We start from the raw sequence: 24,115 nt of genomic DNA on the forward strand, positions 1-24,115 counted from the left end.
GTTCGGGTCAGGCGGTGGGCACGTCGAGTCGGTAGACTCGCTCGGCGGTGCCGTGGAAGAGGGAGTCGAGGCCCGCGGAGTCGAGGCCGGCGGCGCCGGTGAGGATCGTGTCCATCACCTCGTCGAAGTCGGGAGCGGTCAGGGTCGCGACCGGCATGTTGGAGGCGAACAGCGCGCGCTCGGCGCCGAAGATCGCGAGGGTGTCGCGCACGACCTCTTCGTTCGAGGGCCGGTCCCAGCGGTTGCGGTACAGACCGAGCTCCGACACCTTCACAGCGGTTCCCGGCAACTCGGCGAGGCGCTCCATGCCCTCGCGCCAGACGCGCAGGCTGTCGGCGTCGCGGTCGAGCGGAAGGCCGCAGTGGTTGATCACGACGGTCAGCTCGGGGAAGTCGGCCAGCACGTCGGCGGCTTCAGCGAGGTGGTAGTACGGCACGCGCAGATCCCACGAGAACCCGTGGCGCTGCAGGGCGGCGATCCCCTCGACCCATGCGGGGTCGTGGAGGGTGCCGGGTCCAGTGGCGGTCTCGCCGGCGCGCGGGGCGATCACGGGCTTCGAGCGGATGCCGCGCACGATCGAGCGCTGCGCGTGACCTGCGAGCACCTCGTCGCGGTCGGACTGCAGGAACCCGACGTGAGCAACGGCGGCGATCGGGAACCGTCCGCCGGTGGCGTCACTGAGTCCCTGCAGGAAGTCGTCCTCCGCGACCTGCTCGGATCGGCTCCGCTCGGCCTCGCAGTGGACGGTGCCGAGGATGTTCCAGCCCGCGGTCTCGACGAGGTACTCGCGCGGCAGGAAGGTGCGGCGCATGGCGTTGTAGTCGCCGAGGAAGAACTGCTCGTTGTACTCGTCCTGGATCCAGGGCCAGTGGCCGTCGCCGTCGAGGTCCCAGAAATGGTGGTGCGCGTCGACGATGCGCAGGTCGTACCCCTCGGGCAGGCGTGCGTCCTGGATGCGGCGGGCGGTCTCGACGGTCACAGCCGCACGCCCTCCACGAAGGCGGCGCGCACGTCGTCGGAGACGCCGTCGAGGTCGGCGAGGCGGATGAGTTCGCCCTCGGCGACATCGCGCGCGAGGCGCGCACCCGAGAGCAGGTAGTAGGCGGCCGCGAGGGTGTCGTCGGCGTCGGTGACGGCATCCGCTCGATCGATGATGACGGGGGCGACGCCGTCGATCTCGTGGTGGTGACCGCGCACCTCGAAGGTCGTGCCCGCGGCGAGCGCGCCGGCGGCACGCGCGGCGAGCACCGTGTGGTGGCGCGGTTCGGCGAACGTCGAGGTGCCGTCGACGAGTGCGTCGATCGTGAGCGGGGTCTCGACGCCCATGAAGTGGTACGGCCAGTAGATGCACGCGTAGCGGCCCGAGCGCGAGACGACGTGGCCCTTGCCGGCCAGCAGGTCCCAGGTCTCGGGGTCGCCGGTGGTGACGATCGCGAAGACGCCGCCGGCGAAGCTGGTCTCACCGGGCAGGCGCAGCGCCGAGAACACGTCGACGGTGCGGTCGGTGCCGATGATGCCGCCGTCGGCGCGTCGGGCGTAGATGTCGGCGAGCTCGCTGGGGCGGGCGACGGGGTAGTGCATGCGCTCGGTGTCGGCGGTGGCGCCGGCGTAGAGCGAGACGACGGCCATCTCGCACGAGTCGGCGGCGGCGGCGCGCTTGAGGGGTGCGACGACGGATGCCCGGGCGGCGAGCGTCGCCGCGATGTCGTCACCGAGGAAGAGGTGGTCGGTGAGGGCGGATGCCTCGATCCGCTCGCCCTGCTGCTCGAGCTCGCCGGTGGCGGGGTCGAAGACGAGGTCGTACTCGCCGGACTTGCCGAGGGCGACGACCTCGAGGCCGACGCGCTCGACCCAGTCGAGCAGGCGCAGCAGGTTGGCGGGCTGGTCGCCGTCGCCGGGCAGGTAGCCGACGCCCTTCGCACGGGCGGCGCGGGAGAGCGAGACACCGGCGACGCTCTCGATCTCCTTGCTGACCATGACGACGTGGATGCCGCGGTCGATCGCCTCGGCGGCGTAGCGGTAGCCCGCTTCGACACGGCCGGATGCTTCGACGAGCACGTCGATCTCGTCCCAGCGGACGTCGTCGTGGCCGGGGATCGGCTCGGCGTCGGGGAGGCCGCCGAGGTCGGCGATGAGCGTGCGCACGCCGTCGACGTCGGGGTCGATGAGCTGCGTGGCCGTCATGCGGTCGATCGAGCGCAGCTGCGAGAGGAACGTGCGGCCGAAACCTCCGCGTGCGCCGGTGAGTGCGATGCGGATAGGAGCGCGGGTCATCGTCGGTGGTCCCCTCTGCACGGGGCGTTCCGTGCGTTCGTACGTGTGCCGACCGGAGCGGGTCTCGCGGCAGGCCTCGATCACTGTGTCACAGTCGTAAACATTTCTCAAATTTGTTCACAACAGTTCACACGTGGTGAAATGGGGGCACCCACTCCCGAGGAGGAACCGTGATCGACATCGGCGCCGTCGCAGACGACTTCACCGGCGCGACCGACCTCGCCATCGCGCTGCGCCAGCGCGGCTTCCGCGCGGTCGTCTCGATCGAGGATGCCCCGCTCGACCCCGCCGAGCTCGGCGATGCGGATGCCGTGGTCGTCGCCCTCAAGACCCGCACCGCCCCCGTCACCGATGCGGTCGACCAGTCTCTCCGCGCCGTCCGCGCCCTCGAGGCCCTCGGTTCCCGCCGCTACTACGTCAAGTACTGCTCGACCTTCGACTCCACACCCGACGGCAACATCGGGCCGATCCTCGACGCCGTGCTCGACGAGCTCGGCGAGACCCGCACGATCGTCGTCCCCTCGTTCCCCGACAACGGCCGCACCGTCTACCGCGGGCACCTGTTCGTGCACGACGAGCTCCTCGAGCACTCCCCCATGCGACAGCATCCGCTCACCCCGATGACCCAGTCGCGCCTGCGCGACATCCTCGCCCCACAGACCACGCGGGCGATCCACGAGGTGGGAGCGGATGCCGTGTGGGCGGGCCCCGCGGCCCTGCGCAGCACCCTCGCCGCCGAGCCCGACGGTTACACCGTCGTCGACGCGATGACCGACGCCGACCTCGAGACCATCGCCACCGCCGTCTCCGACTGGCGCGTCGTCACCGGCGGCGCGGGCCTCGCGCTCGGCATGACCGGACCGCGCCCCGGCACGCTCTCCGAGATCGACGTCGCCCCCGGCCGCCGACTGATCGTGTGCGGCAGCGCCTCAGCCAAGACCCGCGCGCAGATCGCCCACGCAGCCCAGACGCTCCCGAGCCGCAAGCTCGACATCGAGGCGATCGCCGCCGACCCCGCGCAGGTCGTGGCCGACACGATCTCGTGGCTCGAGACGCTCGACGCCGACAGCATGCCTCTCGTCTACACGGTCGGGTCGCTCGACGACATCCGCCGCGGCCCCGAGGGCAACACCGTCTCCGGGCGCATCGAAGAGGTGCTCTCCGAGATCGTCGACCGCGCCGCGTCCGCCCTCGGCGTCACCCAGGTGATCGTCGCGGGCGGAGAGACCTCGGGCGCAGTCGTGCAGCGCCTCGGCATCCAGCGCCTGCGCATCGGACCGCGCATCGCGCCCGGCGTGTGCTGGAGCGCCGCCGAGACCACGCACGGCCCCGTCACCATCGCTCTCAAGTCGGGCAACTTCGGCGCCGACGACATGTTCACCACCGCCTGGAGGGCGCTCGATGACCACTCCCACTGACGCTCTCATCGCCGCCGGAGCGCGCGTCGCCGCCGCGGGCATCAGCCCGGGCAGCAGCGGCAACGTGAGCATCCGCGTCGACGACGTCGTGTACATGACGGGCACCGGCACGGATCTCAGCCGTCTCACCGAGGCCGACATCGCGGTCGTGACGTGGGAGGGCGAGGTGCTGCGCGGCGCCAAGCCGTCGAAGGAGCTCAGCCTGCATCTCGCGTTCTACGCGAAGAACCCCGAGCACACCGCGGTCGTGCACCTGCACTCCCCCTTCGCGGTCGCCGCGAGCTGTCTCGAGCCATGGTCCGAGCACAGCGCGATCCCACCACTCACGCCGTACTTCGTGATGCGGGTCGGCCAGACGCCGCTCGTGCCGTTCCGCGTGCCCGGCGACCCCGACCTGGCCGTGCAGCTGCTCGCGCTGCCCGGGGAGTTCCGCGGCGCGCTGCTCGCGAACCACGGCCAGATCGTGTCGGCACCGGGTCTCGACGCCGGGGTCGAAGCGGCGATCGAACTCGAAGAGGCGTGCCGCATCGCCCTGCTCACCGACGGCAAGCCGCGCCGCCTCCTGCCCCCGGAGGACGTGCGCGCCCTCGCCGACCGCTGGGGCACTCCCTGGACCGAGGAAACCGCGCTCGTTCGCTAGGCTGACGACGACATGACCCCCGCCGACGACACCACCGCCACGCCGCTCATCCCCGAGCAGCGGCGCGAGCTGATCGTCAAGCACCTGCGCCGCGAGGGCGTGCTCAGCTACCGCCAGCTCACCGGCATCCTCGGCGTCAGCCACATGACCATTCGGCGCGACATCGCCGTGCTCGAAGAAGCCGGTCGCGTACTCGCGACTCCCGGCGGGGCGAAGATCGCCTCGCGCCTGGTCGCCGAGCCCACGCGTTTCGAGAAGGCCCGTCAGGACGTCGCCGAGAAGGACGCGATGGCCCGCCACGCGGCATCCCTCGTCACCGAGTCGATGACGATCTACCTCGACGCCGGCACCACCATCCAGGCCATGCGCCCGCACCTCGAGACGGTGCAGGACCTCACGGTCGTCACGAACGACCTCGCGATCATCGCGGCGTTCCTCGACCACCCGACCGCCGACATCATCGCGATCGGCGGACGCGTCGAGAAGGCGAACCAGTCGACCACCGGCCGCCTCGCCGCCCTCACGCTGCACGAGCTGTCGATCGACATCGCCTTCCTCTCGTCGTCGTCGTGGGATCTGCGCCGCGGCGTCACCACCCCGACCGAGTCGAAGATCGCGCCGAAGACCGCCGCGATCGAGAGCGCCAGTGAGACGGTGCTCGTCGCGGGCAGCTCGAAATACGGCTCGTTCGGCCGCTACCGCGTGTTCGATCTCGAGGATCTCGACGTGATCGTCACCGATACGGGCCTGAGCGACGCCACCGCCGCCGGCATCGAGGAGCGCGGCGTCACGGTCGTCCGCACCGGCGCCTAACGCGCGGCGGGGCCCTTCGACAGGCTCAGGGCCCCAGCCTCTTGCGCTGTAGCGGGCCCTTCGACAGGCTCAGGGCCCCGGTCTCCAAGACCGGGTCGCTGAGCCCCTACTGGGTCGCTGAGCCTGTCGAAGCGTCCCCACGAGAAGCAGCGCCTACGCCACCAACTCCCCCGCATGCACGGCCCGCAGCAGCGCCCCCAACTGCGACGACGCGGTGAGCGGATGCTCGGGATGCCACTGCACCCCCAACAGGGGAAGGCTCTCGTGGGCGATCGCCTCGATGACCCCGTCGGGCGAGCGGGTGAGCGCCACCAGCCCCTCACCGAGTTCGTCGATCGCCTGGTGGTGCGTGCACAGGGCCGAGCCGCGCAGACCCGGCGCCACCGGGGACATGTCGAGAGGCGTCGCGATGAACGGCTCCGCTCCCGGCCCCCGATGCCCGGGCACGTGCTGCAGCAGGCTCCCGCCGAGCGCGACATTGAGCAACTGATGCCCGCGGCACAGTCCGAGTAGCGGTCGCCCGGCGCCGACGGCATCCATGATCACGGCGATCTGCAGCCGATCCGCCCGGCGCTCGTACGGCGATCTCCGCGGCCGCCGGTCGCTCTGGCCGTACAACCCCGGCTCGATGTCGTCGCCGCCGAGGATCACGACCACGTCGGCGTCGTGCGACGCCTGGCGCAGCTCGGGTTCGGGGTCTTCGGCGGCGGCGTGCAGCGAGGCGGTCCAGCCGAGCCCTTCAACGGCGGCGACGGCCGCGTCGTTGAGGGTGTCGAGCAAAGCCTGGTACCCGGCGGCGGCGCGCGGTCGTTGGGTGCGCACATGGAAGAGGGCGACGTGCGGGGCGGTCATGCGGATGCCTCCGCCCCGGCGTTCCGCAGACGCACGAGCGCCACGATCCCGGCCTCCGACGACACGACGCCTTCGCGCCCGTCGGGCAGAACCACCGTGCCGGGCGACAACCACCCGTCGCCGGTGGGCAGGGAGACCTGCCCTCCGAGCACGATGATCGCGTCGACCCCGTCGATCGGAGCATCCGTCCCTCGTCGGATCTCGCAGTCGGCGACCGATGACTCCCGCGGGGTCATGACGTTGACGACGGTCGTGCGCCGCAGGCCCGTCTCGGCGAACACCTCGTCCTCGCCGCGGAACCTCACCGGTTCGTGGGCGCGCACGCGGTGCCGCGCCCCGCCGATCTCGAGGGCGACCCCCCACGCGTTCAGCGGGATGAGGGTGCGGTCCACGGCGGGCAGCGGCGAGAACGGCATCCGTCCTTCCATCTCCGCGATGCTGATGCGCACCCGGGGCTGCGACACCAGCACCCGCGTGACCCCGAGACCGTTCGCCCACGGCTCGGGCACGACCTCGGACGGGCGCACGATCCCGGGGGCCACGCGGATGCGGGAGTACATCGGATGCCTCTACTTGATCGCGGTCGGGCCGGTCTCACCCGTGCGCACGCGGATGACCTGCAGCACGTCGGTGACCCAGATCTTGCCGTCGCCGATGGCACCGGTGCGGGCCGCTTCCTGGATGGCGTCGAGGGCGGCGTCGAGCACCTCGTCGGTCACGACGGCCTCGATGTAGATCTTGGGGAGGAAGTCGACCTTCACGCGCTGCGAACGGTAGACCTCGACCTTGCCGGTCTGGGTGCCGTGCCCCTTGGCGTCGAGGATCGTCATGCCCGCGACGCCGACCTCGGCGAGCGCGGTCTTGACGGGTTCGAGAGCACTGGGCTGGACGACGGCGGTGATGAGCTTCATGATGTGTCCTTTCTGGCGGGGCGCTCAGGAGCGCACGTCGTCGAGGTCGTAGGCGGTCTCGGCGTGGAGGGTGGTGTCGAGGCCGGTGACCTCGACGCCGTCGGTGACGCGCAGGCCGACGGTGATCTTCAGCAACCAGGCGATGAGCGCGGTCACGAGGAACGTGTAGACGAAGACCGAGGCGATCGCGAGGGCCTGCGTTCCCAGCAGGCCCCAGTCGCCGCCGAACAGGATGCCGGTGGCGCCGGCGGGCGACGACGGGTCGGCGAGGAAGCCGATCGCGAGGGTGCCGAAGATGCCCGGGAACATGTGGATCGCGACCGCGTCGAGGGCGTCGTCGTAGCCGAGCTTCTCCTTGAGGCCGAGCGCGGCGAAGGCGACGATGCCGGCGAGGAAGCCGATGATGATCGCGCCGATGGGCGAGACGGAGTTCGCGGCGGGGGTGATGCCGACGAGTCCGCCGAGCACACCCGAGATCGCGCCGAGCGAGGTCGCCGCCTTGCGGAGGATGCGCTCCACCACGAGCCAGCCCAGCAGACCGGCGCACGCGGCGATGAGCGTGTTGGTCACCGCGACGCCGGCGCTGTCGTTGATGCCGCCCGACGAGCCGCCGTTGAAGCCGTACCAGCCGACGAGCAGGAGTCCGCCTCCGACGATCGCGATGGGCAGGTTGCCCGGGCGTCCGACGTGCGGGAAGTCGCGGCGCTTGCCGAGGAAGAACGCGAGCACGAGGGCCGCGACACCGGCGTTCATGTGCACCGCGGTGCCACCGGCGAAGTCGATGGCGTGCAGGTTGTTGGCGATCCACCCGCCCACGGTCGAACCGTCGGCGGAGTCGAACGCGAACACCCAGTGCGCCACCGGGAAGTACACGAGCGTGGCCCAGAGGCCCGAGAAGATCAGCCAGCTGGAGAACTTCATGCGCCCTTCGACCGCGCCGCCGATGATGCCGACGGTGAGTCCGGCGAAGATCAGCTGGAAGACCGCGATGAGGATCGCGGGCACCGCCCCCTCGGGCGTCTCGGCGCCGAGCAGCGACTGGATGCCGAAGAGACCGGTGGGGTCGCCGATCAGGCCCGCTCCCCCGACGGAGTTCCCGAGCGTGAGGCCGTAGCCGAAGAGCACCCAGAGGATCGCGGTGACCGCGAAACCGCCGAGCACGATCATCATCGTGTTGAGGATGTTCTTCGTGCGTGACAGGCCGCCGTAGTACAGCGCGAGTCCGGGAAGCATGAGTGTGACGGCGACGGTGGCGGTCAGCATCCATCCCGTGTTGACCTGGGAGGTGATGTCCATGTGTCGATCTCCTTTCGGGTAGGGGTCGTGCGGGTCAGCGGGTGAGCAGGTGGGCGAGCACGTCGGAGAGGGCGTCGACACCGGCGGCGATGTCGTCGGCGCCAGCGGTTTCGGCGGGAGTGTGCGATGCGCCGGTGGGGTTGCGCACGAAGAGCATCGCGGTGGGGATGACGTCGGCGAGCACACCGGCGTCGTGACCGGCGCCGGTGTCGAGCACGGGCGCGTCGAGCAGCACGGACTGCAGCGCATCGCGCATTTCGGGGGCGAACTCGACGGTCGGCGAGAACGACTGCTCGGAGACGGTGACGGTGCACCCCTCGGATGCCGCGGCGCGCTGCGTCTCGGCGGTGACGGCCGCGACGATCGTGTGCACCGCGTCCTCCGATCGGTGGCGTACGTCCATCCAGAGGTCGACGGCCGAGGCGATGACGTTCGTGCCGCCGGGGGTCACGACGATCCGTCCGACGGTGCCACGGGCGTCGTCGACCGCGAGGGTCTGCGCGCGGAGGCTGCGGATGGTCTCGGCGGCGATCACCACCGGGTCCTGGCGGTCGGCCATGCGGGTGGCGCCGGCGTGGTCGCCGCGCCCCTCGATGCGCACGTGCCAGCGGCCGTGGGCGATGATGGCGCCGGCGAGCGCGACCGGTCGGTCGAGGTCGACGAGGCCGCGCCCCTGCTCGACGTGCAACTCGACGAAGGCCGAGATCGCGGCGAGGCGGTCGGGGTCGGCGCCGATCAGGGCCGGGTCGAATCCGGCATCCGCCGACACCTCGGCATACGTGCGCCCGGTGTCGTCGGTGAGCGCCCGGACCCGGTCGGGTGCGACGACCCCGGCGAGCAGGCGCGAGCCGAGGCAGGCGACACCGAACCGCGACCCCTCCTCCTCGGGGAACACCGCGACCGCGAGCGGACGCACGGGACGGATGCCGCGCTCACGCAGCACGTCGACCGCGGCGAGCGCGCTCGCAACGCCGAGCGGGCCGTCGTAATTGCCGCCGCCCGGCACCGAGTCGAGGTGCGAGCCGGTGACGATCGCGTCGCGGCGGGCGGGGGCATCCGTTCCCTCCGGATCCCACCAGGCCCAGAGGATGCCGTTGCCGTCGGTCTCGACCTCCAGTCCGCGCTCGACCGCGCGCTCGATGAACCAGACGCGCAGGTCGCGCTCGGGTGCCGAGAACACGGGGCGCGTGTAGCCGCCGCGCACGGGATCGGTGCCGATGCCCGCGATCTCGGCGAGCAGCGCGTTCGCGTCGCCGCGGGCGCTCACGACAGGGCCGCGGGCGTTCACGACACCCCCGCGAAGCGCTGGCCGGCGGCGCGGAACCGGTCGGTGGCCCGCTCCGATCCGGCGACGAGATCGAGCACGAGTTCACCGAGGAGCGGCGCGAACTTCGCGCCCTGCCCCGAGCACGGCGAGACGATCGTGATGCCCTCGCCGCGATCGATGATCATGTCGTCTCGGGGCACGTTCGTGAACAGGCAGGTCGTCTCCGCGTACGACTCGGGCACCATGCCCGGGGCGAAGCGCTCGACGAACCCCGTGACGCGTGTGCGGTTGGCGGGGTCGATGAGCCCGTCCTGCGCGAAGGCCGAGGGGATCACCCGCCCACCGTTGTACTCGGCGATCTTCTGGCCTCGGAACCCGGCGTCGCGGCCGCCCGGAAGGCTGTAGGTCTGGATCTCCTCGCCCTTGTAGATGAAGGTCGGCCACGAGGTCGCGGCATCCGCAGCGGCCTCTCCGGCGTCGGCGGCATCCCGGTACGGGAAGTGGAAGGCGTTCTCCTGCCGCACCTCGAACTGCGGGAGCGCGTCGACGAATCCGCTCGGCAGGTCGAGGCCCGAGAGCAGGGCGGGCAGCCATCCGCCCGCCGCGACGATCACCTGCGCGACGTGCACGGTCTCGCCGGTCTCCGAGGTGACGAGGTAGCCGGTCGAGGCGTGACGGACGGATGCCGCGGCCCACCCCGTGCGCACCCGGGCACCGGCGGCTTCAGCGAGGTGCAGCATCGCCTCGACGGTGCCCTCGGCGTCGAGCACTCCCGCGCCGGGGTGCCACAGCACGTCGCTGTCGAAGTCGAGCTGCGGCCAGCGGCTCCGAGCCTCCGCGGCGGTGAGCAGCTCGTGCGCGACACCCTCGGATTCCAGCGCGCGGGCGAGGCCGTGCGGGTCGCGCACGACCCCGAAGTCGAGCGAGCCGCTCGACGTGATCAGGCGCTCGCCGCTCGCCGCCTCGAGCTCGTCCCAGCCCCGCTTCGCCTGCACGACGAGGTCGACGTAGAACGGGTCGGGGTAGGCGTAACGGAAGATGCGCGCCGAACCGTGGGAACTGCCCAGGGCGGATGCCGGCACGTCGCGTTCGAGCACGATGACGTCGGCGCCGGTCTGGGCGAGGCGCCAGGCGGCGGATGCTCCGGCGAGGCCCGCGCCGATGATCGCGTATGTCGCGGATTCGGTGGTCGTCATCGGTCAGGCCAGGTCGGGGGTGTTCCAGAGGTTGAGCTTCGTGCCGATGCCCAGCTCCACCGCGTTCTCGTAGACGGTCTTCGCCCACGCGACGTCTTCGACGCCCATGCCGCCGACGCTGAACAGCACGGGCTGCTCGTCGAACTCGCGACCCACGGCGCTGCCGTCGAACACGTCGCCGATGTTCACGACGCGGGACTCGTCGAGCTCGCCCGCGTCGATCAGGTCCTGCCAATAGAGGCCGATCATGCCGAACGCGGTCTCGTGCGACGGCCCGGGGTACTCCTCGGCCCACGCCTCGTAGATCTTCTTCGCATCGGCGATGAGCCGCGCCTTGCCCGAGAGCGTGTACTCCTTGTCCATGCGCAGGTTCGCCGGGAGGCTGAGGAAGGCACCGGGCTTGATCCAGTCGCCGTCGATGTAGGGGTAGTTCTCCGAGCCGACGAGGCCGGTGACCGCCTCCGACACGATGTCCGAGTCGACGACGGCGGCCTCGACCGTGTCGGCGATCTCGATGGTGGTGAACTGCGGGTAGTGCTCGCGCACGTAGTCGGCGAAGGCATCCGATGTCGAACGGCGTCGCCCGTTGATACGGATCGTGTCGAGCGTCGGACGCGCGGCGGTCATGGCGTGCAGCGCACTCTTGTTCATGGCACCGGGGCCGATGATGCCGAGCGACTTCGCGTTCACGGGGGCGAGCTTCCTGGCGGCGGCGCCCGGCACGGCGGCCGTGCGGTAGGCGCTCTCGAGGTTGCCCGACATGATCGCGAACGGGGCGCCGGTCTGCTTGTCGTTCAGCACGATGAGGTGGATCGAGCGGGGCAGCCCCTGCTCTCGGTTGTCGATGTTCGAGCCGTACCACTTGACTCCGGCGGTGTCGAAGCGTCCGCCGAGGTACGCGGCCATCGCCATGAAGCGTCGGTCGGCCGCATCCAGCGGCATGCCCGGGAAGGGCGAGGACTGCGGGAAGCTGATCTGCGCGCCGTGGGAGTTGGCGGAGTTGCCGGCCATCCGGTAGTCGCCCTTCGCGACCAGTACGAGAACCTCCTCCATGACCTCCATGCAGCGATCCATGTCTTTCACGCCGGCGGCGATGACCTCGGGCTCGCTCAGGTAGAGCATGTCGATGCGGGTGCTGGGAGTCTCTGCGGTCATGGCCGGGCCTTTCGGATCGTGGTGCTTCCCGACCAGAGAACCCGTTCATACAACCCCAGGTCAAATACCATTTTTCGCGCTGATTAATAGCGTTTTGCTCGCAATCCGCCCGTAACGGAGCGGTAATACGAGACACGTATCGTGCCCTCATGGAGCTCCGTCAACTGCGCTATTTCATGGCCGTCGCCGACGAGCTCCACTTCGGCCGCGCGGCCCAGCGTCTGCACATGTCGCAGCCCCCGCTGAGCGTGCAGGTCGGCCGCCTCGAGCAAGAGGTCGGCACCCCGCTCTTCGAGCGCAGCACGCGGCGCGTCTCTCTCACCCCGGCCGGACGGCATCTGCAGGAGCGCGCCCGTCGCATCCTCGATGAGGTCGAAGCCGTGCGCTCCGATATGCGCGACTACGTCGACGGCCTCGCCGGGCACCTCACCGCCGGGTTCGTCAGCTCGGCGAACTACACCGTGCTCCCCGGGGTCGTGCAGCTCTTCCGCGCGCGCCGCGAGAAGGTCACGCTCAGCCTCGTTCCCCTCACCTCGGGCGAGCAGTTCGCCCGGCTGCGGGAGGGCACACTCGACGTCGGCATCGTGCGCGACGAGGTGCCGCCGCAGGGTTCGGCATCCGTTTCCCTCACCTGCGAGGTGGTCTTCGAGGAGCGCCTCGTCGCCTGCCTTCCGGTCGACCACCCGCTCGCCGGACTCACCGAGGTCACGGCCGAGCAGATCACCGGTGTTCCGATGATCACCTACCCTCGTTCGCTCATGCCGGGGTTCGTCGACCGCGTCACCGAGGTGCTCGGCACGGCCAGCGGCACTCCGCACGTGATCGAAGAGGTCGTGCACCAGGAGACCGCGCTCGGCTTCGTCGCCGCGGGAGTGGGCACGAGCATCCTCCCCGAGTCGGTGCGCCAGCTCGTGCCGCCGTCGATCGCCATCGTGCCGCTCGCCGGATCCCCCACGACCAAGCTGCTCGCCGCGCGGCAGGCCCGCGCCGAGAGTCCGGTGCTCAGCGCCTTCATCGACTGCCTGCACGACGCCGCCCGGTCGCTCCCGGTCTCGGTGTAGCCCGGCTTTCGAGTCGCTCACTTCGTCGCTTCTCGGCACCCGGGGCAACGAAGTGAGCAATTCGAATCGCCTTCTCTCCCTTGGACCGCCGAAAACTCACCCCGGTGGCCGCGTCACGAAAGCCAACTTACGACGTCTTAACCGGTGAAGGGCTTCTCGCCTTCGCCGGCCTCCCCGCCGGCATCAGATCCAGGTCCCCACGGCCGGATCCCGAGGGAGGGCGCCCCACGCCCTCCCTCTTCTTCTTCCCATTTCTTCCCATCGCCCCTCGGTCCCTGAGCTCGTCGAAGGCCCCCACCCCGAAACTGGGTACCGCACAACGAGCTCAGGGACGCCGTGGTCAGCGGAGCCCCACGAGCACCGGCGTCTGCTCCCCCTCCGGATCATCGGCGGCCCATGCCACCCAAGCACCCGGTGCGCGCAGCAGACCGTAGCCCCGCTCCCCGTGGAACTCGTCGACGTCGATATGCAGATCGATCCCGATCGATCTCGTGTCGCCATCGAACGGGCTGACCCCCGCGGTGAATCCGCTCTCGTCGAACTGTATGCACGCGGCGAGCAGATCGGTCACCACGATCTCGTACAAGAAAGCGCACGGGAACTTCACGATGCCGAGGAGACGACCGTCGGTCGAGTCGACCTGGAGCCTGCGCGCGTCGCCGATCCACACCATCCGAGCGCGGTGTCCGCGTGATTCTTCCGCCAGCATCACGTCGTCGTTCCCCTCGATCGTCCAGCCGAGCTCCTCCTCGGCGACGGTGCGCTGCTCCCCCGTCGCGAGGTCCACGCGCACGGTCGGCTCGTCTCCGCTGTCGAGCGCGACATACAGGGCGGATCCGTCGTCGGCGGTCCACAACTCGCCGTATCTCTCGAACGCGAAGGTGTCCTCCCGGGCGACCGTGGCATCCGTCGCCATCGTGAGCAGGCGCAGCTCCCTGCCGGCCGCCGACGACGCCCCGCAGTCGAGGGGAAGCACCACCGCCCCCGCCGTCCGCAGGGCACGCCAGGTCGAGAAGGGCTCGCACTCGTCGGGCACGGGATACCGCCACAGCTCCTCGCCCGTACGGAACGAGAACGCGATGAACGCACGCCGCTCGTCGTCGATGGCGACGTACGCATCGGCTCCCACGATCGGCATGCGCTCGGAGAGCGCCGGTGATTCGGGATCATCGCTCGCCCCGCGGTGCAGTTCGCGCCCCGTATCGGCATCGAGGAAGACGTACTCGCGGACCCCTCTCGACGCCGGCTCCCACACGAACGCCACGGTGCGCCCGTCACCGCTGACCCGCAGCAATGGGGTGACCACGCCGTCGCGTCGGTACTCCCACCGCTGCTCACCTGTCTCGCTGTCGAGCGCGACGACGCCGTCTTCCACGAGCGCGACGATCCCGTCTCCGGCGAGCTGCACATCGTTCGCCGGACGGGGCAACTCGGCCGTCCAGACGACCGCGGACAGGTCATCGGGAAGGGCCGGCGCCGGCCCCGCGGCCTCGGGCGCTGTCGTCGCCGTCAGCTTCGCCGTCGGGGCCCACCACGCTGCGCAGACCACGCATGCCGCCGCCACGAGAAGCGCGCAGAGGCTCATCACCGCGGCAACTGCAGTACGACGAGCGGCGCGCCGAGCCGGAAGGAAGGATGCCGTGAGCATCAGCACGGCGCCGGTGCCGGAAGCGATCGCACCGATGAGGGTGACGACAGTGTCCGGTGAGACCCACCCGTTGGCGAGTTCGTCGCTCAGGCCACGCTGTGCACTCGGGATCAGCACGCACAGCGGTACGGCCGCGAGGAACGCGGTCCACCTCGGGAAGCGTCCTCGAAGCCAGAGCACGATCGTCACCACGAGAAAGACGGCCGCGATGATCGCGCAGGTATGCACGGCGATCGTGGCCGGACCTTGATCGGTCTCGACTCTTCCCTGAGGCACCCACCACGTCGCGACGAGCGTCGTCACCCATCCGGCGACGAGGAGCGACACCCCGGCCGCCGAGATCAGCCCGGGGCGTCGTTGTTCCTCCGGTGCGAGCGCGTGATCGTGCTCCGGTTCGTTCCCTGATTCCTGCTCGGCCGCGCCTGTCATCGTGTCCCTCTCCGTCTCCACGGAGAAGACGTGCACGCCGCCCGAATCTGTCGCCGACTCGAGATCGGATCACTCCGCTCAGGCGCCGTCCAGAATCGGCCCGTATCGTCGCCGACTCGCTGTCCATCCTGGGGAGGGTCGACGAGCGAAAGACACGACATGACCGTCGGCACATTTCTCCACGCCGCGCCACTGGCGCTCTGGGCACTCTTCCTCGGAATGACGCTCGCCTCCACCCGAAGCAACGCGCGCAGGCGCCGGATCGCCACGATCCTCGTCTCTATCTGGCTGGTCTTCACGGCGGTACGCCTGTGGGAGGAGCCGGTGATCGAGCCGCTGTGGCTGCAGTACCTGCTGCTCGCGCTGCTTCCCGCGCTGGCGGGTTTCGGCGCCGCTCTGCTCGCGCAGCACTGCCGCTATCGCCGAAGCGACCGGCCGACAGAGCATCCGACGACCGAGGAGGGCGTCCGATGACCGAACAGGCCGCCACCCACATCAGCATCGCCGTCGCGACCGCGCTCGTGAGCGTCTCGCTGGCGTACGGGCTGAACTTCGGTCGGCTCCGCGCGAGGAAACGTCAGAACCAAGGACTTGGCCGACCGCGCGAGTTCTGGCTCCTGATGTTCTTCTGCGCCGCGATGCCCGGCGGCATCGTCTTCCTCTGGAGTCGTCCGCTGTTCGACCCAGTTCTGCAGATTCTCGCGTTGTGCATCGTCCCGGCGCTGATCGGTTACGGCATCCGCGCCCTGTTGCGACGACACGGCGAGTGACGACACGCTGGGTCCCTGAGCTTGTCGAAGGGTCCCACCCCGAGACACAGCTACTTGCGGGGACGCTTCGACAGGCTCAGCGACCCAACGGCGGAGGCTCCGCGACCCGTTGCAGAGGCTCAGCGACCCAGCGGCGGAGGCTCAGCGAGCCAGCGCCCCTAGGCGACGACGGATGCACGAACCACGGCGTCGGCGCGCAGAACGGCACCCCACGCCCCGGCCCACGGCCCGAGCTGCGCTGAAGCGATCGGCGGAACGGTGTGGAAGGTCGCCCCCTCGGAGACCTTCGCGACCGTCGGGGCGACCACCCGATCGTGCGCCTGGGCGACCCCACCACCGAGCACGATCACACCGGGATCGACGGTCGCGATCAGACCGAGCAATCCCTGGGCGAGCTTCCCGGTCGCCTCGTCCAGCAGATCGACGGCACGCACGTCTCCGGCATCCGCCGCGTCGACCACCTCCCGCGCACCCGACGGGCCGACGTTCGCAGAAGAACCCAGCGCGTCCCACCGCGCCCCGAGGTTCCGCCCGCCGATGAAAGTCTCGAGACATCCGATGCCGCCGCAGCTGCAGCGCAGGTCGCCGCCGACCGCGACGTGCCCGATCTCCCCCGCCGCACCGTGCGCGCCCGCGTGGATCTCTCCGTCGATCAGGTGCGCCCCCGCGACACCCGTTCCGAGGGTCACGACGAACACGTCGCTATGCCCCCGTCCGGCGCCGAGTGTCGCTTCGGCGAGCGCCGCCGCCGACCCGTCCTGCACCGCGACACCGGGACCGAGCGTCGGCACGGCGGCGCGCACGTCGTCGGCCGGACGGGTGGCGTCCAGCCAGGGCAGGTTGGTACTGCGCAGCACGGTTCCGGATGCCTCGTCGAGCACCCCCGGCACCGTGATGCCGAAGGACGAGACGTGCTCCCCCTCGACGAACGCGCGCACCTCGTCGACGATCGCCGTCACCGATCCGGATGCCGTCGCGATGCTGCGCTGCGCGACGAGTTCCCACTCGTCGCCGATGCGGCGGGCGAGCAGCAGTTTCGTGCGGGTGCCGCCGTAGTCGATCCCGAGAACCGCGCTCACAGCACTCGCGCCGTGAGGTCGGGCCGCTCGGCGAAGGAGTCGAACGGGAACATGGGCCGCTCGATCCGCTCGTGGCCGAGACGCAGCAGGTCCTGATCGACGGGGCCGGGGGTGAGCGCGAGCGTCCACCCCTGGGCGACGTCGTAGAGGGTCGGTTCGAGGTATCCGATCTTCGTGACGATGATGTCGGCGAGCAGCGGGTCGAGCCCGACCGCGGCGTAGTCACCGGTCGCGTGGTACGCCTTGCGGAACTCGGTGACGATGACCCGCAGGCCCCCGACGCGCACGACGGCGATGCGTCCGGCATCCTTATCGCCGGTGTGCAGGCTGTGCAGCACGCCGCGGATGCGCACGGGACCGCTGACGCGGGAATCCACGCGCGCGCCGGCGGTCACGTCGACCGCATCGCCGATCGACAGCGCGAACAGCTCCTCGATCGCCCCGGCGTCGAAGATCGACCCCACATAGGTGAGCGGTGCGTCCTCGGCCGTGAGCGCCGGCATCCCCAGCAGCTGGGTGAGCGTCCAGGTGACGTCGCCGGTGCCGCCGGCACCCGGGTTGTCGCCCGAGTCGCTGATCAGATACGGCTTCGCGCCCCCAGCATCCCGATGCGCCAGAGCGCGTTCGACGCCCTCCTCCAACGACCCCGGAGGGCCCACGAAACCGAACTCCTCGCGGGCGTCCCACAGGTCCGAGGCCAGGGTCTCGGCCGCGCGCACGATCTGCTCCCTGTCCTCACCGCTCACGAGAACGGTCGCGTGGCAGCGCGGCTCGTCGGCCCAGGCGTACCCGATCCAGATCGAGGCATCCGTCACACCGAGCAGCGCTTCGATCGCGGGGATGGCGCCGTACAGGCGGCGTGCGGGCTCGACGCGGGTCGAGGTCTTCTCCCCCGGCAGCAGGATCGGCACCCGCACCCAGGCGCGCAGCGGCTTGTCGTCGCGCGCGACCCACTCGACGAGGTTGCGGGCCGCGCGCTCGCGCGTGTCCCAGGCATCCTCGTGCGGTGCCATCCGGTAGCAGGTGAGCAGCTCGACACCGAGCGCGAGCTTCTCCGACACGTTGCCGTGCAGGTCCATCGGTGAGGTGATGACGGGGCCGTCTCCGACGATCGCACGGATGCCGGTGATCAGGTCGCCCTCGGCGTCATCCATGCCCACCACGCTCATCGCGCCGTGGATGTCGAAGTAGATCGCGTCGAGGGGCGCGTCGGCGACGAGGTCGCGCAGGCCGGAGAGCATCCGTTCCTTGAAGTCGGCGTAGACCTCGGTGCGCACGCGTCCGCCGGGGATCGAGCGGGCGTAGAACACGCCGATCCAGTCAGCGGCGTCGCCGAGCGGCGTGCCGGCGGCGAGGAACGGGTAGCGGTCCACGACCTCGTCGCCGACCAGCGGGCCGAAATCGCGGTAGTCCGCGCGATGCGCGGAGTACGCGCTCGATTCGATCGCCATCCCGAGGATCGCGATGCGGGGCTTCTGCGCGCTCATCGTCCGCCCATCCCCGAGGTCGCGATTCCCTTGACGAGGTGCTTCTGCAGCACGATCACCAGGATCACCGTCGGGATCATCGAGATGATCGAGGCCGCCATCTGCAGGTCCCATCTCGTGCCGGTCTGGGTCGCGAAGCTCGCGAGACCGATCGGCAGCGTGCCGAGCTGGCTGTAGTCGTTCACGGTGATGAGGGGCCACAGGTAGCTGTTCCAGTAGTTCATGAAGGTGAAGACGGCGAGCACGGCGAGCGCTGAGCCGGCCAGCGGCAGCACGACCTGCACGAAGGTGCGGATGGGGCCGGCGCCGTCGACGCGGGCGGCCTCTTCGAGCTCGAACGGGATGCCGCGGAAGAACTGCCGCATGAGGAACGTGCCGAAGGCCGTGAACGCCCAGGGGAAGATGAGCGACTGGTAGGTGTCCACCCACCCGAACCACTGCATGACCACGAACATCGGGATCACGAGCACTTCCTGCGGCACCATGAGCGTGCCGAGGAACAGCACGAACACGACGTCGCGGCCGGGCCAGCGCAGGCGTCCGAACGCGTAGCCGGCGGTCGCCGAGACGAACAGCACCACCAGCACGCCGGCGATCGACACCAGGAACGAGTTCATGATGTAGGTCGTGAACGGGGCGTAGCTGAACACGTCGAGGAAGTTGCCCCAGTTCACCTCGCTGCCGATCAGGCGCGGCGGGGCGAGCAGCACCTCGTTGGAGGGCTTGAGCGCCGAGAAGAACGCGTAGACGAGGGGCGCGGCGAAGAGGATCGCCGCGATGATCGCCGTGATGTACGCGACGGTCAGGCCGACGCGATCACGCGCGCCGGCGGAGGGGCGGCGCGGGCGGCCGCGGCGACCCTCCTTCGGGCCCTTCGCGGCGGTGGCCGGCGACAGGGCGGAGCGGGGGTCGGCTCGCAGGGTCTCAGTGCTCATAGTGCACCCACTTCTTCTGGGCACGGAACTGCAGTGCCGTGATCCCGATGATGATGATGAACAGCAGCCAGGCGCCCGCGGCGGCGAGGCCCAGGTCCTGGAACTTGAAGCCGGTGTTGTAGATGAACATCACCAGCGGGATGGTGCTCGTGCCGGGTCCGCCGCCGGTGAGCAGTTGCGGCTGGGCGAACACCTGCAGCGACGAGATGATCGTCATCACCGCCGCGAAGAAGATCGACGGCGAGATGAGCGGGATCACGACCTTGGTCATCAGACGGATGCCGCGGGCGCCGTCGATCTGCGCGGCCTCGAGCACGGATGCCGGGAGCTGCTCGAGAGCGGCGGTGAGCACGAGCATGTTGTAGCCGAGGCCCGACCAGACGCTCATCGTGACGACGGCGATCATCGCCCAGTTCTGGTCGACGAGGAAGTTCGGCAGGGTGATGCCGAACCACGTCGTCGACAACCCGTTGAGCAGGCCGTCGGGCTGGAGGATGAGCTTCCAGACCAGGGCGTTGGCGACGATCGGGGTGACGACCGGGATGAAGAAGAGCACCCGGAAGACGGCGCGGCCCTTGATGCGCGGGCCGAGCAGCAGCGCCAGGCCCAGCGCGAGGATGAGGTTGATCGGCACGTACAGCAGCGTGAACACGACCGAGTTGCGCAGCGCCGGCCAGAAGTCGGGCGAGGAGGTGAGCAGCTCGATGTAGTTACCGAAGCCGACGAACTCGCGGTCGCCGAAGATCGGCCAGTCGAAGAGGCTCATCACGATCGCGAGGCCGACGGGCAGCATCGTGAAGACGCTGAGGCCGATGACCGCGGGGGTGATGAACCCGAGCGCGTGCCAGCGCTCCATGTTGCGCAGGCGGTTGCGCCGGCGCGGGGCGATCGAGGATTCGGTGGTGATCATGGCGCCTCGGTGAGGGTGAGCTCGATCACGGGCACGGCCACCTCGGGCCGTTGCACCGGGAGGGTGAGCGTGACGGTGCCGGGGGCGGGCCCGGCGGGAACGAGATTGAAGGCCTTCTGGTCGGGCGCGACCTCGCGGAAGAAGATCTCCGAGCCGTCGTTCAGCAGGCGCGCGAACTCCACGCGGCCGCCGAGGTCGGGTAGGTGCAGCAGCCCGAAGGGCCAGTCGAAGACGTGCACGTACAAGCGGTTGCCGCGCTGCGTGTAGACGGTGCCGGAGGGGGCGGGGAACGCCGACGGGGCGGCACCGCGGATGGCTCCCTCGTGGTGGTGCATCCACTCGCCCACCGCGCCGAAGATCTCCCGGTCGCGGCGCGCGATCTCGCCGCGGGCGGTCGGGCCGACGTTGAGCAGCAGGTTGCCGCCGAGGGCGACCGAGCCGGCCAGCATCCGCACCACCATGTCGCCGCTCTTGAAGTCGAGGTTGTCGCGGTGGTAGCCCCAGCTGCCGTTGACGGTCTGGCAGGCCTCCCAGGCGACGAGCTCGCCGTCGCGCTCGAGCGGACGCACCGGCTGGTACTGCTCGGGGGTGACGAGGTCGGCGGGGATGCCGAGGCGGTCGTTGACGATCATGTCGGGCTGCAGCTCGCGGCACATCGCGAGCACGAGCTCGGCGTCCCAGTCCTCCGGGGCCTTGCCCGGCAGGCCGTTCTCGACGGCCGGCTCGGTGAAGTCGAAGAAGAGGTAGTCGATCGGGCCGTACCCGGTGAGCAGCTCGCGCACCTGGGCGTGCAGGTACTCGCGGTACCGCGCCATGTCGCGGCCCTCGTTGAGTCCGGCCACGTCGGCGTGGCCGCGCTGCGGGTGGTGCCGGTCGACGGTGTAGTCGGGGTGGTGCCAGTCGAGCAGCGAGAAGTAGATGCCGACCTTCAGCCCCTCGGCGCGCAGGGCGTCGACCCATTCGCGCACGAGGTCGCGGCCCGCGGTCGCGACCGAATTGAACTCGGTGGTCGCCGTCTCCCAGAGACAGAAGCCCTCGTGGTGCTTCGAGGTGAGCACCGCGTAGCCCGCTCCCGACTCGCGGGCCGTGCGGGCGATCGCGCGGGCGTCGAACAGGTCGGGATCGAAGCGCTCGGCGTACTTCTCGTACACCTCGGGCGCGATCTCCTCGTAGTTCTGCACCCACTCGTGCCGAGCAGGGATGCTGTAGAGCCCGTAGTGCACGAACATCCCGAAGCGGGCATCCGTGAACCAGGCCAGGCGGTCGACTGTCATGACTCTCTCTCAGACTCGATCAGCGGGTGGACGGACCGGAGACCCGGCCCGTCCACCCGCTCGAGGGATTACTTCGCGAAGCGCGACTGCAGGCTGGTGAGCGCGTCTTCCATGCTCGTCTGGCCGGTGTAGACGCTGACCAGCTCGTTCGGCATGGCCGTGGCGACCTGGGTCCATTCCTCGGTCACGCGCTGGGCCGTCGAGCCGTCGAAGCCGGCCTCGAAGGCGGCGGTGAGATTCTCACGCGTCTCGTCGGGCAGAGCGTCGAAGTAGAGGCTCTGGCTGCCGAGCTGCGCGGGGTAGCCGCCCTGCTCGGCGATGACCGCCTGGGCCTCGGGGCCGGTGAGGGCGCCGAGAACCTTGAGGGCCGCTTCCTTGTCCTCGCAGCTGGCCGAGATGCCGTAGCCCGAGCCGAGCGCGACGCCATAGGGGCCCTCGTCACCCGAGGGGATGCGGATCGCCCCGCCGGTGAACGCGTTCTCCGGGTCGGTGTAGCGGGTGGCGTTCCAGGTGCCGTCGATGATCATCGCGGCCTGGCCGTTCTCGAACTGGGTCGGGTCCCAGGTCGTCTCGGATGCCGAGGGCACGGCGTTCGAGACACCGAGCTCGGTCACGAGGTCGCCGTACCAGGTGGCGGCTTCGACGAAGTCGGGGTTGGTGAGGTCGAGCGCGCCGTCCTCGTCGACCGCCTGCAGGCCCGAGACGGCCATCGGCAGCGAGAGCCACTGGAACTCATCGATCGAGACCGCGAAGCCCTTGACGCCGGTCTTCTCGGTGATGGTCTTGGCCGCGGCCTCGAAGTCGTCGACGGTCCACTCGTTGGTGGGCAGCTCGACGCCGGCCTGCTCGAAGAGGTCGGCGTTGTAGAAGAGGAACATCGTGGCGGTGTCGTACGGCAGGCCGTAGAGGTTGCCGTCGGCCTCCATGACGCTGAGCGCGCCCGGGTTGTAGTCGTCGCGCGCGATACCGGCGGTCTCGAGGTCCTCGTCGGTCAGCGGGGCGAAGGCGTCGGTGTAGCCGGTGAGGCGCTGGCCGTTGATCGCCGTGACGCAGGCGATGTTGCCGGAGGCCATGTTGGCGTTGAGCTTCGTGAAGAAGTCGGCCCACGGAGCGGTCTGCAGCTCGATCGTGATGTCGTCGCCGACGACCTCCTGCGCGACGGCCATCTGGGCCTCGAGCTTGGCGGTCGACTCGGTGTCGCCCGACCACATGTTCCACGTGATCGTGGTGGTGCCGTCGGCCGATTCGGAGCCGCCGCCGGTGCCGCACGCCGTCAGGCTCACTGCGCCGATCGCGACCATCGCGCCGAGGGCGAGAGTCCTCTTCTTCATGTCTTCTCCTGTTCGACCGCGCCAGTGCGGCTCGGTGGGTGTCGGGTAGAGCTCGGCGGAGGAAACATCGGATGTTCCGCCTGAGGCCGACACTAGCGCCAGGAGTACGAGAAAGAGCGATGCTGTAACGCGTTTGTTACATAGATCGGAGTTAGGTTCGGCTTTATATTCAAGCGTCGAAGATTTAGCGGGTTTCGACCTCGCCGCGCTCCTCGCGGATGCGTCGATCGATGGCCGCCGGGTCGAGCAGATCGGCGAGCATCAGCACCGCGGCACCCCGCGCACTGGCCTCCCACCCCGCCGTCGACTCGATGAGCTCGAGACCGCTCGTCGACATCGGCAGGCACAGGTCGTAGACGCTCGAGCGCACCCCGGCGACGAAGGCCTCGGCCGACGAGAGTGCACCGCCGATGACCACGCGGTCGGGGTTGAAGAAGCCGACCAGCGTCGCGATGACGGCGCCGGTGCGCAACCCCGCCTCGCGCAGCAGCCGGGCCGCCAGCGGGTGCGCGTCGCGTGCGTAGGCCGCGACGTCCGACACGTCGTCGACCGGGAGTCCGTCCTCGGCGAGCGCCGCGACGATCGCGCGACCGCCGGCGACGGCATCCAGGCATCCGAATCGCCCGCACGAGCACAGGGTCTTCGGGCCGTCGGCGACCGCCGTGTGGCTGACGTCGCCGGCGAGCCCGCGCGCACCTCGATGCAACCGACCGTTGGCGATGATGCCGACGCCGATGCTCGACCCGGCCTTCACCACGATCATGTACGGCGAGCGCCGGCCGCCCACCACGTACTCGCCCCAGGCCATGGCGTTCGCATCGTTCTCGGCGATCACGGGAACCCCCGCGATGCCGCGCAGGATGGATGCCGCGTCGATGCCGTTCCATCCCGGCATGCGCGAGGGCGAGACGACCCGCCCGTCCGAGCCCACCGGACCGGGGAGGGAGATGCCGATACCCGCGAGCTCGCGGTCGGGGAACTCGGCCGCCATCGCGAGGATCTGCTCGTGCATGTCGCGGAGCACCGCCTCGGGGGCGCGCGTGATGTCGGTCGCGATGCGCGTGCGCGCCAGCGGCTCCCCCGCCGTGTCGCACAGCACGATGGTCGCGTGGCGCGCCCCCAGGTCGACCCCCGCGACGTAGCGTTGCGCGTCGGCGACGGTGAGCGTGCGCGGGCGGCGCCCGCCGCGCGAGCGCCCCTCCCCGGACTCGGTGAGGTACCCATGGGTCAGCAGCTCGTCGACGCGGAGCGTGACGGTCGACGGTGCGAGGCCGGTGAGGCGCGAGATCTCGGCGCGCGACGACGCATAGCCGTCGCGAACGAGCGTGAGGATGCCGCCGGCCGTCGTGAGATGGGGGAATTCGGTCAT

At 70.0% G+C, this 24,115-nt stretch carries 23 protein-coding genes; 6 read left to right on the plus strand and 17 right to left on the minus strand.

Going from position 1 to position 24,115, the window contains the following annotated elements; translation table 11 throughout:
• Window positions 1-7: 7 nt before the first annotated feature.
• Entirely contained in the window at window positions 8-979 is a 972-nt protein-coding gene (locus ACFY9N_RS13945; protein WP_391479351.1) for an amidohydrolase family protein, read from the minus strand.
• On the minus strand, window positions 976-2,274 hold the full coding sequence (locus ACFY9N_RS13950) for a homoserine dehydrogenase (protein WP_391479353.1): 1,299 nt from the start codon (window positions 2,272-2,274) through the stop codon (window positions 976-978). Before ACFY9N_RS13950 ends, ACFY9N_RS13945 begins: the two co-directional genes overlap by 4 nt.
• A gap of 170 nt (window positions 2,275-2,444) precedes the next feature.
• Between ACFY9N_RS13950 and otnK the strand changes: the two genes are divergently transcribed.
• From otnK to ACFY9N_RS13965, 3 genes are read left to right on the plus strand one after another with little or no spacing between them, the layout of a single operon-like run.
• Complete coding sequence (gene otnK / locus ACFY9N_RS13955; protein ID WP_391479354.1) at window positions 2,445-3,692, plus strand: 3-oxo-tetronate kinase; 1,248 nt, start codon at window positions 2,445-2,447, stop codon at window positions 3,690-3,692.
• Window positions 3,676-4,332 (plus strand): class II aldolase/adducin family protein, encoded by a 657-nt coding sequence (locus tag ACFY9N_RS13960; protein ID WP_391479355.1) that lies wholly within the window; start codon window positions 3,676-3,678, stop codon window positions 4,330-4,332. The genes otnK and ACFY9N_RS13960 overlap by 17 nt, the downstream gene beginning before the upstream one ends.
• A 12-nt stretch (window positions 4,333-4,344) precedes the next feature.
• Window positions 4,345-5,145 (plus strand): DeoR/GlpR family DNA-binding transcription regulator, encoded by an 801-nt coding sequence (locus ACFY9N_RS13965; RefSeq protein ID WP_391479357.1) that lies wholly within the window; start codon window positions 4,345-4,347, stop codon window positions 5,143-5,145.
• Between the two features lie 153 nt (window positions 5,146-5,298).
• Here ACFY9N_RS13965 and ACFY9N_RS13970 read toward each other — a convergent pair whose 3' ends face one another.
• From ACFY9N_RS13970 to ACFY9N_RS14000, 7 genes are read right to left on the minus strand one after another with little or no spacing between them, the layout of a single operon-like run.
• Entirely contained in the window at window positions 5,299-5,997 is a 699-nt protein-coding gene (locus ACFY9N_RS13970; RefSeq protein ID WP_391479358.1) for a gamma-glutamyl-gamma-aminobutyrate hydrolase family protein, read from the minus strand.
• Window positions 5,994-6,557 (minus strand): HutD family protein, encoded by a 564-nt coding sequence (locus ACFY9N_RS13975; protein ID WP_391479359.1) that lies wholly within the window; start codon window positions 6,555-6,557, stop codon window positions 5,994-5,996. The genes ACFY9N_RS13970 and ACFY9N_RS13975 overlap by 4 nt, the downstream gene beginning before the upstream one ends.
• 9 nt (window positions 6,558-6,566) lie before the next feature.
• Window positions 6,567-6,908, minus strand: a complete 342-nt coding sequence (locus tag ACFY9N_RS13980; RefSeq protein ID WP_391479360.1) for a P-II family nitrogen regulator — start codon at window positions 6,906-6,908, stop codon at window positions 6,567-6,569.
• Between the two features lie 24 nt (window positions 6,909-6,932).
• On the minus strand, window positions 6,933-8,204 hold the full coding sequence (locus ACFY9N_RS13985) for an ammonium transporter (RefSeq protein WP_391479361.1): 1,272 nt from the start codon (window positions 8,202-8,204) through the stop codon (window positions 6,933-6,935).
• A 34-nt stretch (window positions 8,205-8,238) separates the two neighbouring features.
• The gene (locus ACFY9N_RS13990; protein WP_391479362.1) at window positions 8,239-9,492 is read right to left on the minus strand and encodes an allantoate amidohydrolase; all 1,254 of its coding nucleotides are present in this window, start codon (window positions 9,490-9,492) and stop codon (window positions 8,239-8,241) included.
• Window positions 9,489-10,667 carry an FAD-dependent oxidoreductase gene (locus ACFY9N_RS13995; RefSeq protein ID WP_391479363.1) on the minus strand — a complete coding sequence of 393 codons (1,179 nt, stop codon included), beginning with the start codon at window positions 10,665-10,667 and terminating at the stop codon, window positions 9,489-9,491. The genes ACFY9N_RS13990 and ACFY9N_RS13995 overlap by 4 nt, the downstream gene beginning before the upstream one ends.
• Before the next feature lie 3 nt (window positions 10,668-10,670).
• Window positions 10,671-11,822: a tyramine oxidase subunit B gene (locus ACFY9N_RS14000; RefSeq protein WP_391479365.1), complete on the minus strand. Its 1,152-nt coding sequence runs from the start codon at window positions 11,820-11,822 to the stop codon at window positions 10,671-10,673.
• Window positions 11,823-11,971: 149 nt separating this feature from the next.
• On the opposite strand from ACFY9N_RS14000, the gene ACFY9N_RS14005 reads away from it, so the two are divergent.
• On the plus strand, window positions 11,972-12,883 hold the full coding sequence (locus ACFY9N_RS14005; protein WP_391479366.1) for a LysR substrate-binding domain-containing protein: 912 nt from the start codon (window positions 11,972-11,974) through the stop codon (window positions 12,881-12,883).
• A gap of 340 nt (window positions 12,884-13,223) precedes the next feature.
• Here the strand turns inward: ACFY9N_RS14005 and ACFY9N_RS14010 are convergent, their stop codons facing one another.
• Window positions 13,224-14,960, minus strand: a complete 1,737-nt coding sequence (locus ACFY9N_RS14010; RefSeq protein WP_391479367.1) for a PQQ-binding-like beta-propeller repeat protein — start codon at window positions 14,958-14,960, stop codon at window positions 13,224-13,226.
• 159 nt (window positions 14,961-15,119) lie between these two features.
• On the opposite strand from ACFY9N_RS14010, the gene ACFY9N_RS14015 reads away from it, so the two are divergent.
• Both ACFY9N_RS14015 and ACFY9N_RS14020 read left to right on the plus strand, forming a co-directional pair.
• Window positions 15,120-15,434, plus strand: coding sequence for a hypothetical protein (locus tag ACFY9N_RS14015; protein ID WP_391479368.1), 315 nt, complete (start codon window positions 15,120-15,122; stop codon window positions 15,432-15,434).
• The gene (locus ACFY9N_RS14020) at window positions 15,431-15,730 is read left to right on the plus strand and encodes a hypothetical protein (RefSeq protein WP_391479370.1); all 300 of its coding nucleotides are present in this window, start codon (window positions 15,431-15,433) and stop codon (window positions 15,728-15,730) included. The genes ACFY9N_RS14015 and ACFY9N_RS14020 overlap by 4 nt, the downstream gene beginning before the upstream one ends.
• Before the next feature lie 158 nt (window positions 15,731-15,888).
• Here ACFY9N_RS14020 and ACFY9N_RS14025 read toward each other — a convergent pair whose 3' ends face one another.
• From ACFY9N_RS14025 to ACFY9N_RS14055, 7 genes are all read right to left on the minus strand, one after another.
• On the minus strand, window positions 15,889-16,809 hold the full coding sequence (locus ACFY9N_RS14025; protein WP_391479371.1) for an ROK family protein: 921 nt from the start codon (window positions 16,807-16,809) through the stop codon (window positions 15,889-15,891).
• Window positions 16,806-18,296, minus strand: coding sequence for a M81 family metallopeptidase (locus ACFY9N_RS14030; RefSeq protein ID WP_391479372.1), 1,491 nt, complete (start codon window positions 18,294-18,296; stop codon window positions 16,806-16,808). The genes ACFY9N_RS14025 and ACFY9N_RS14030 overlap by 4 nt, the downstream gene beginning before the upstream one ends.
• On the minus strand, window positions 18,293-19,231 hold the full coding sequence (locus tag ACFY9N_RS14035) for a carbohydrate ABC transporter permease (RefSeq protein WP_391479374.1): 939 nt from the start codon (window positions 19,229-19,231) through the stop codon (window positions 18,293-18,295). The genes ACFY9N_RS14030 and ACFY9N_RS14035 overlap by 4 nt, the downstream gene beginning before the upstream one ends.
• The gene (locus ACFY9N_RS14040) at window positions 19,221-20,141 is read right to left on the minus strand and encodes a carbohydrate ABC transporter permease (RefSeq protein ID WP_391479375.1); all 921 of its coding nucleotides are present in this window, start codon (window positions 20,139-20,141) and stop codon (window positions 19,221-19,223) included. Before ACFY9N_RS14040 ends, ACFY9N_RS14035 begins: the two co-directional genes overlap by 11 nt.
• Window positions 20,138-21,415 carry an alpha-L-fucosidase gene (locus ACFY9N_RS14045; protein WP_391479377.1) on the minus strand — a complete coding sequence of 426 codons (1,278 nt, stop codon included), beginning with the start codon at window positions 21,413-21,415 and terminating at the stop codon, window positions 20,138-20,140. The genes ACFY9N_RS14040 and ACFY9N_RS14045 overlap by 4 nt, the downstream gene beginning before the upstream one ends.
• A 68-nt stretch (window positions 21,416-21,483) precedes the next feature.
• Window positions 21,484-22,746: an ABC transporter substrate-binding protein gene (locus ACFY9N_RS14050; protein ID WP_391479378.1), complete on the minus strand. Its 1,263-nt coding sequence runs from the start codon at window positions 22,744-22,746 to the stop codon at window positions 21,484-21,486.
• Window positions 22,747-22,930: 184 nt separating this feature from the next.
• Window positions 22,931-24,115, minus strand: a complete 1,185-nt coding sequence (locus tag ACFY9N_RS14055; RefSeq protein ID WP_391479380.1) for an ROK family protein — start codon at window positions 24,113-24,115, stop codon at window positions 22,931-22,933.

The sequence above is a fragment of the Microbacterium sp. NPDC008134 genome (assembly GCF_042957055.1).
In the GTDB taxonomy this organism is placed as follows: domain Bacteria; phylum Actinomycetota; class Actinomycetes; order Actinomycetales; family Microbacteriaceae; genus Microbacterium.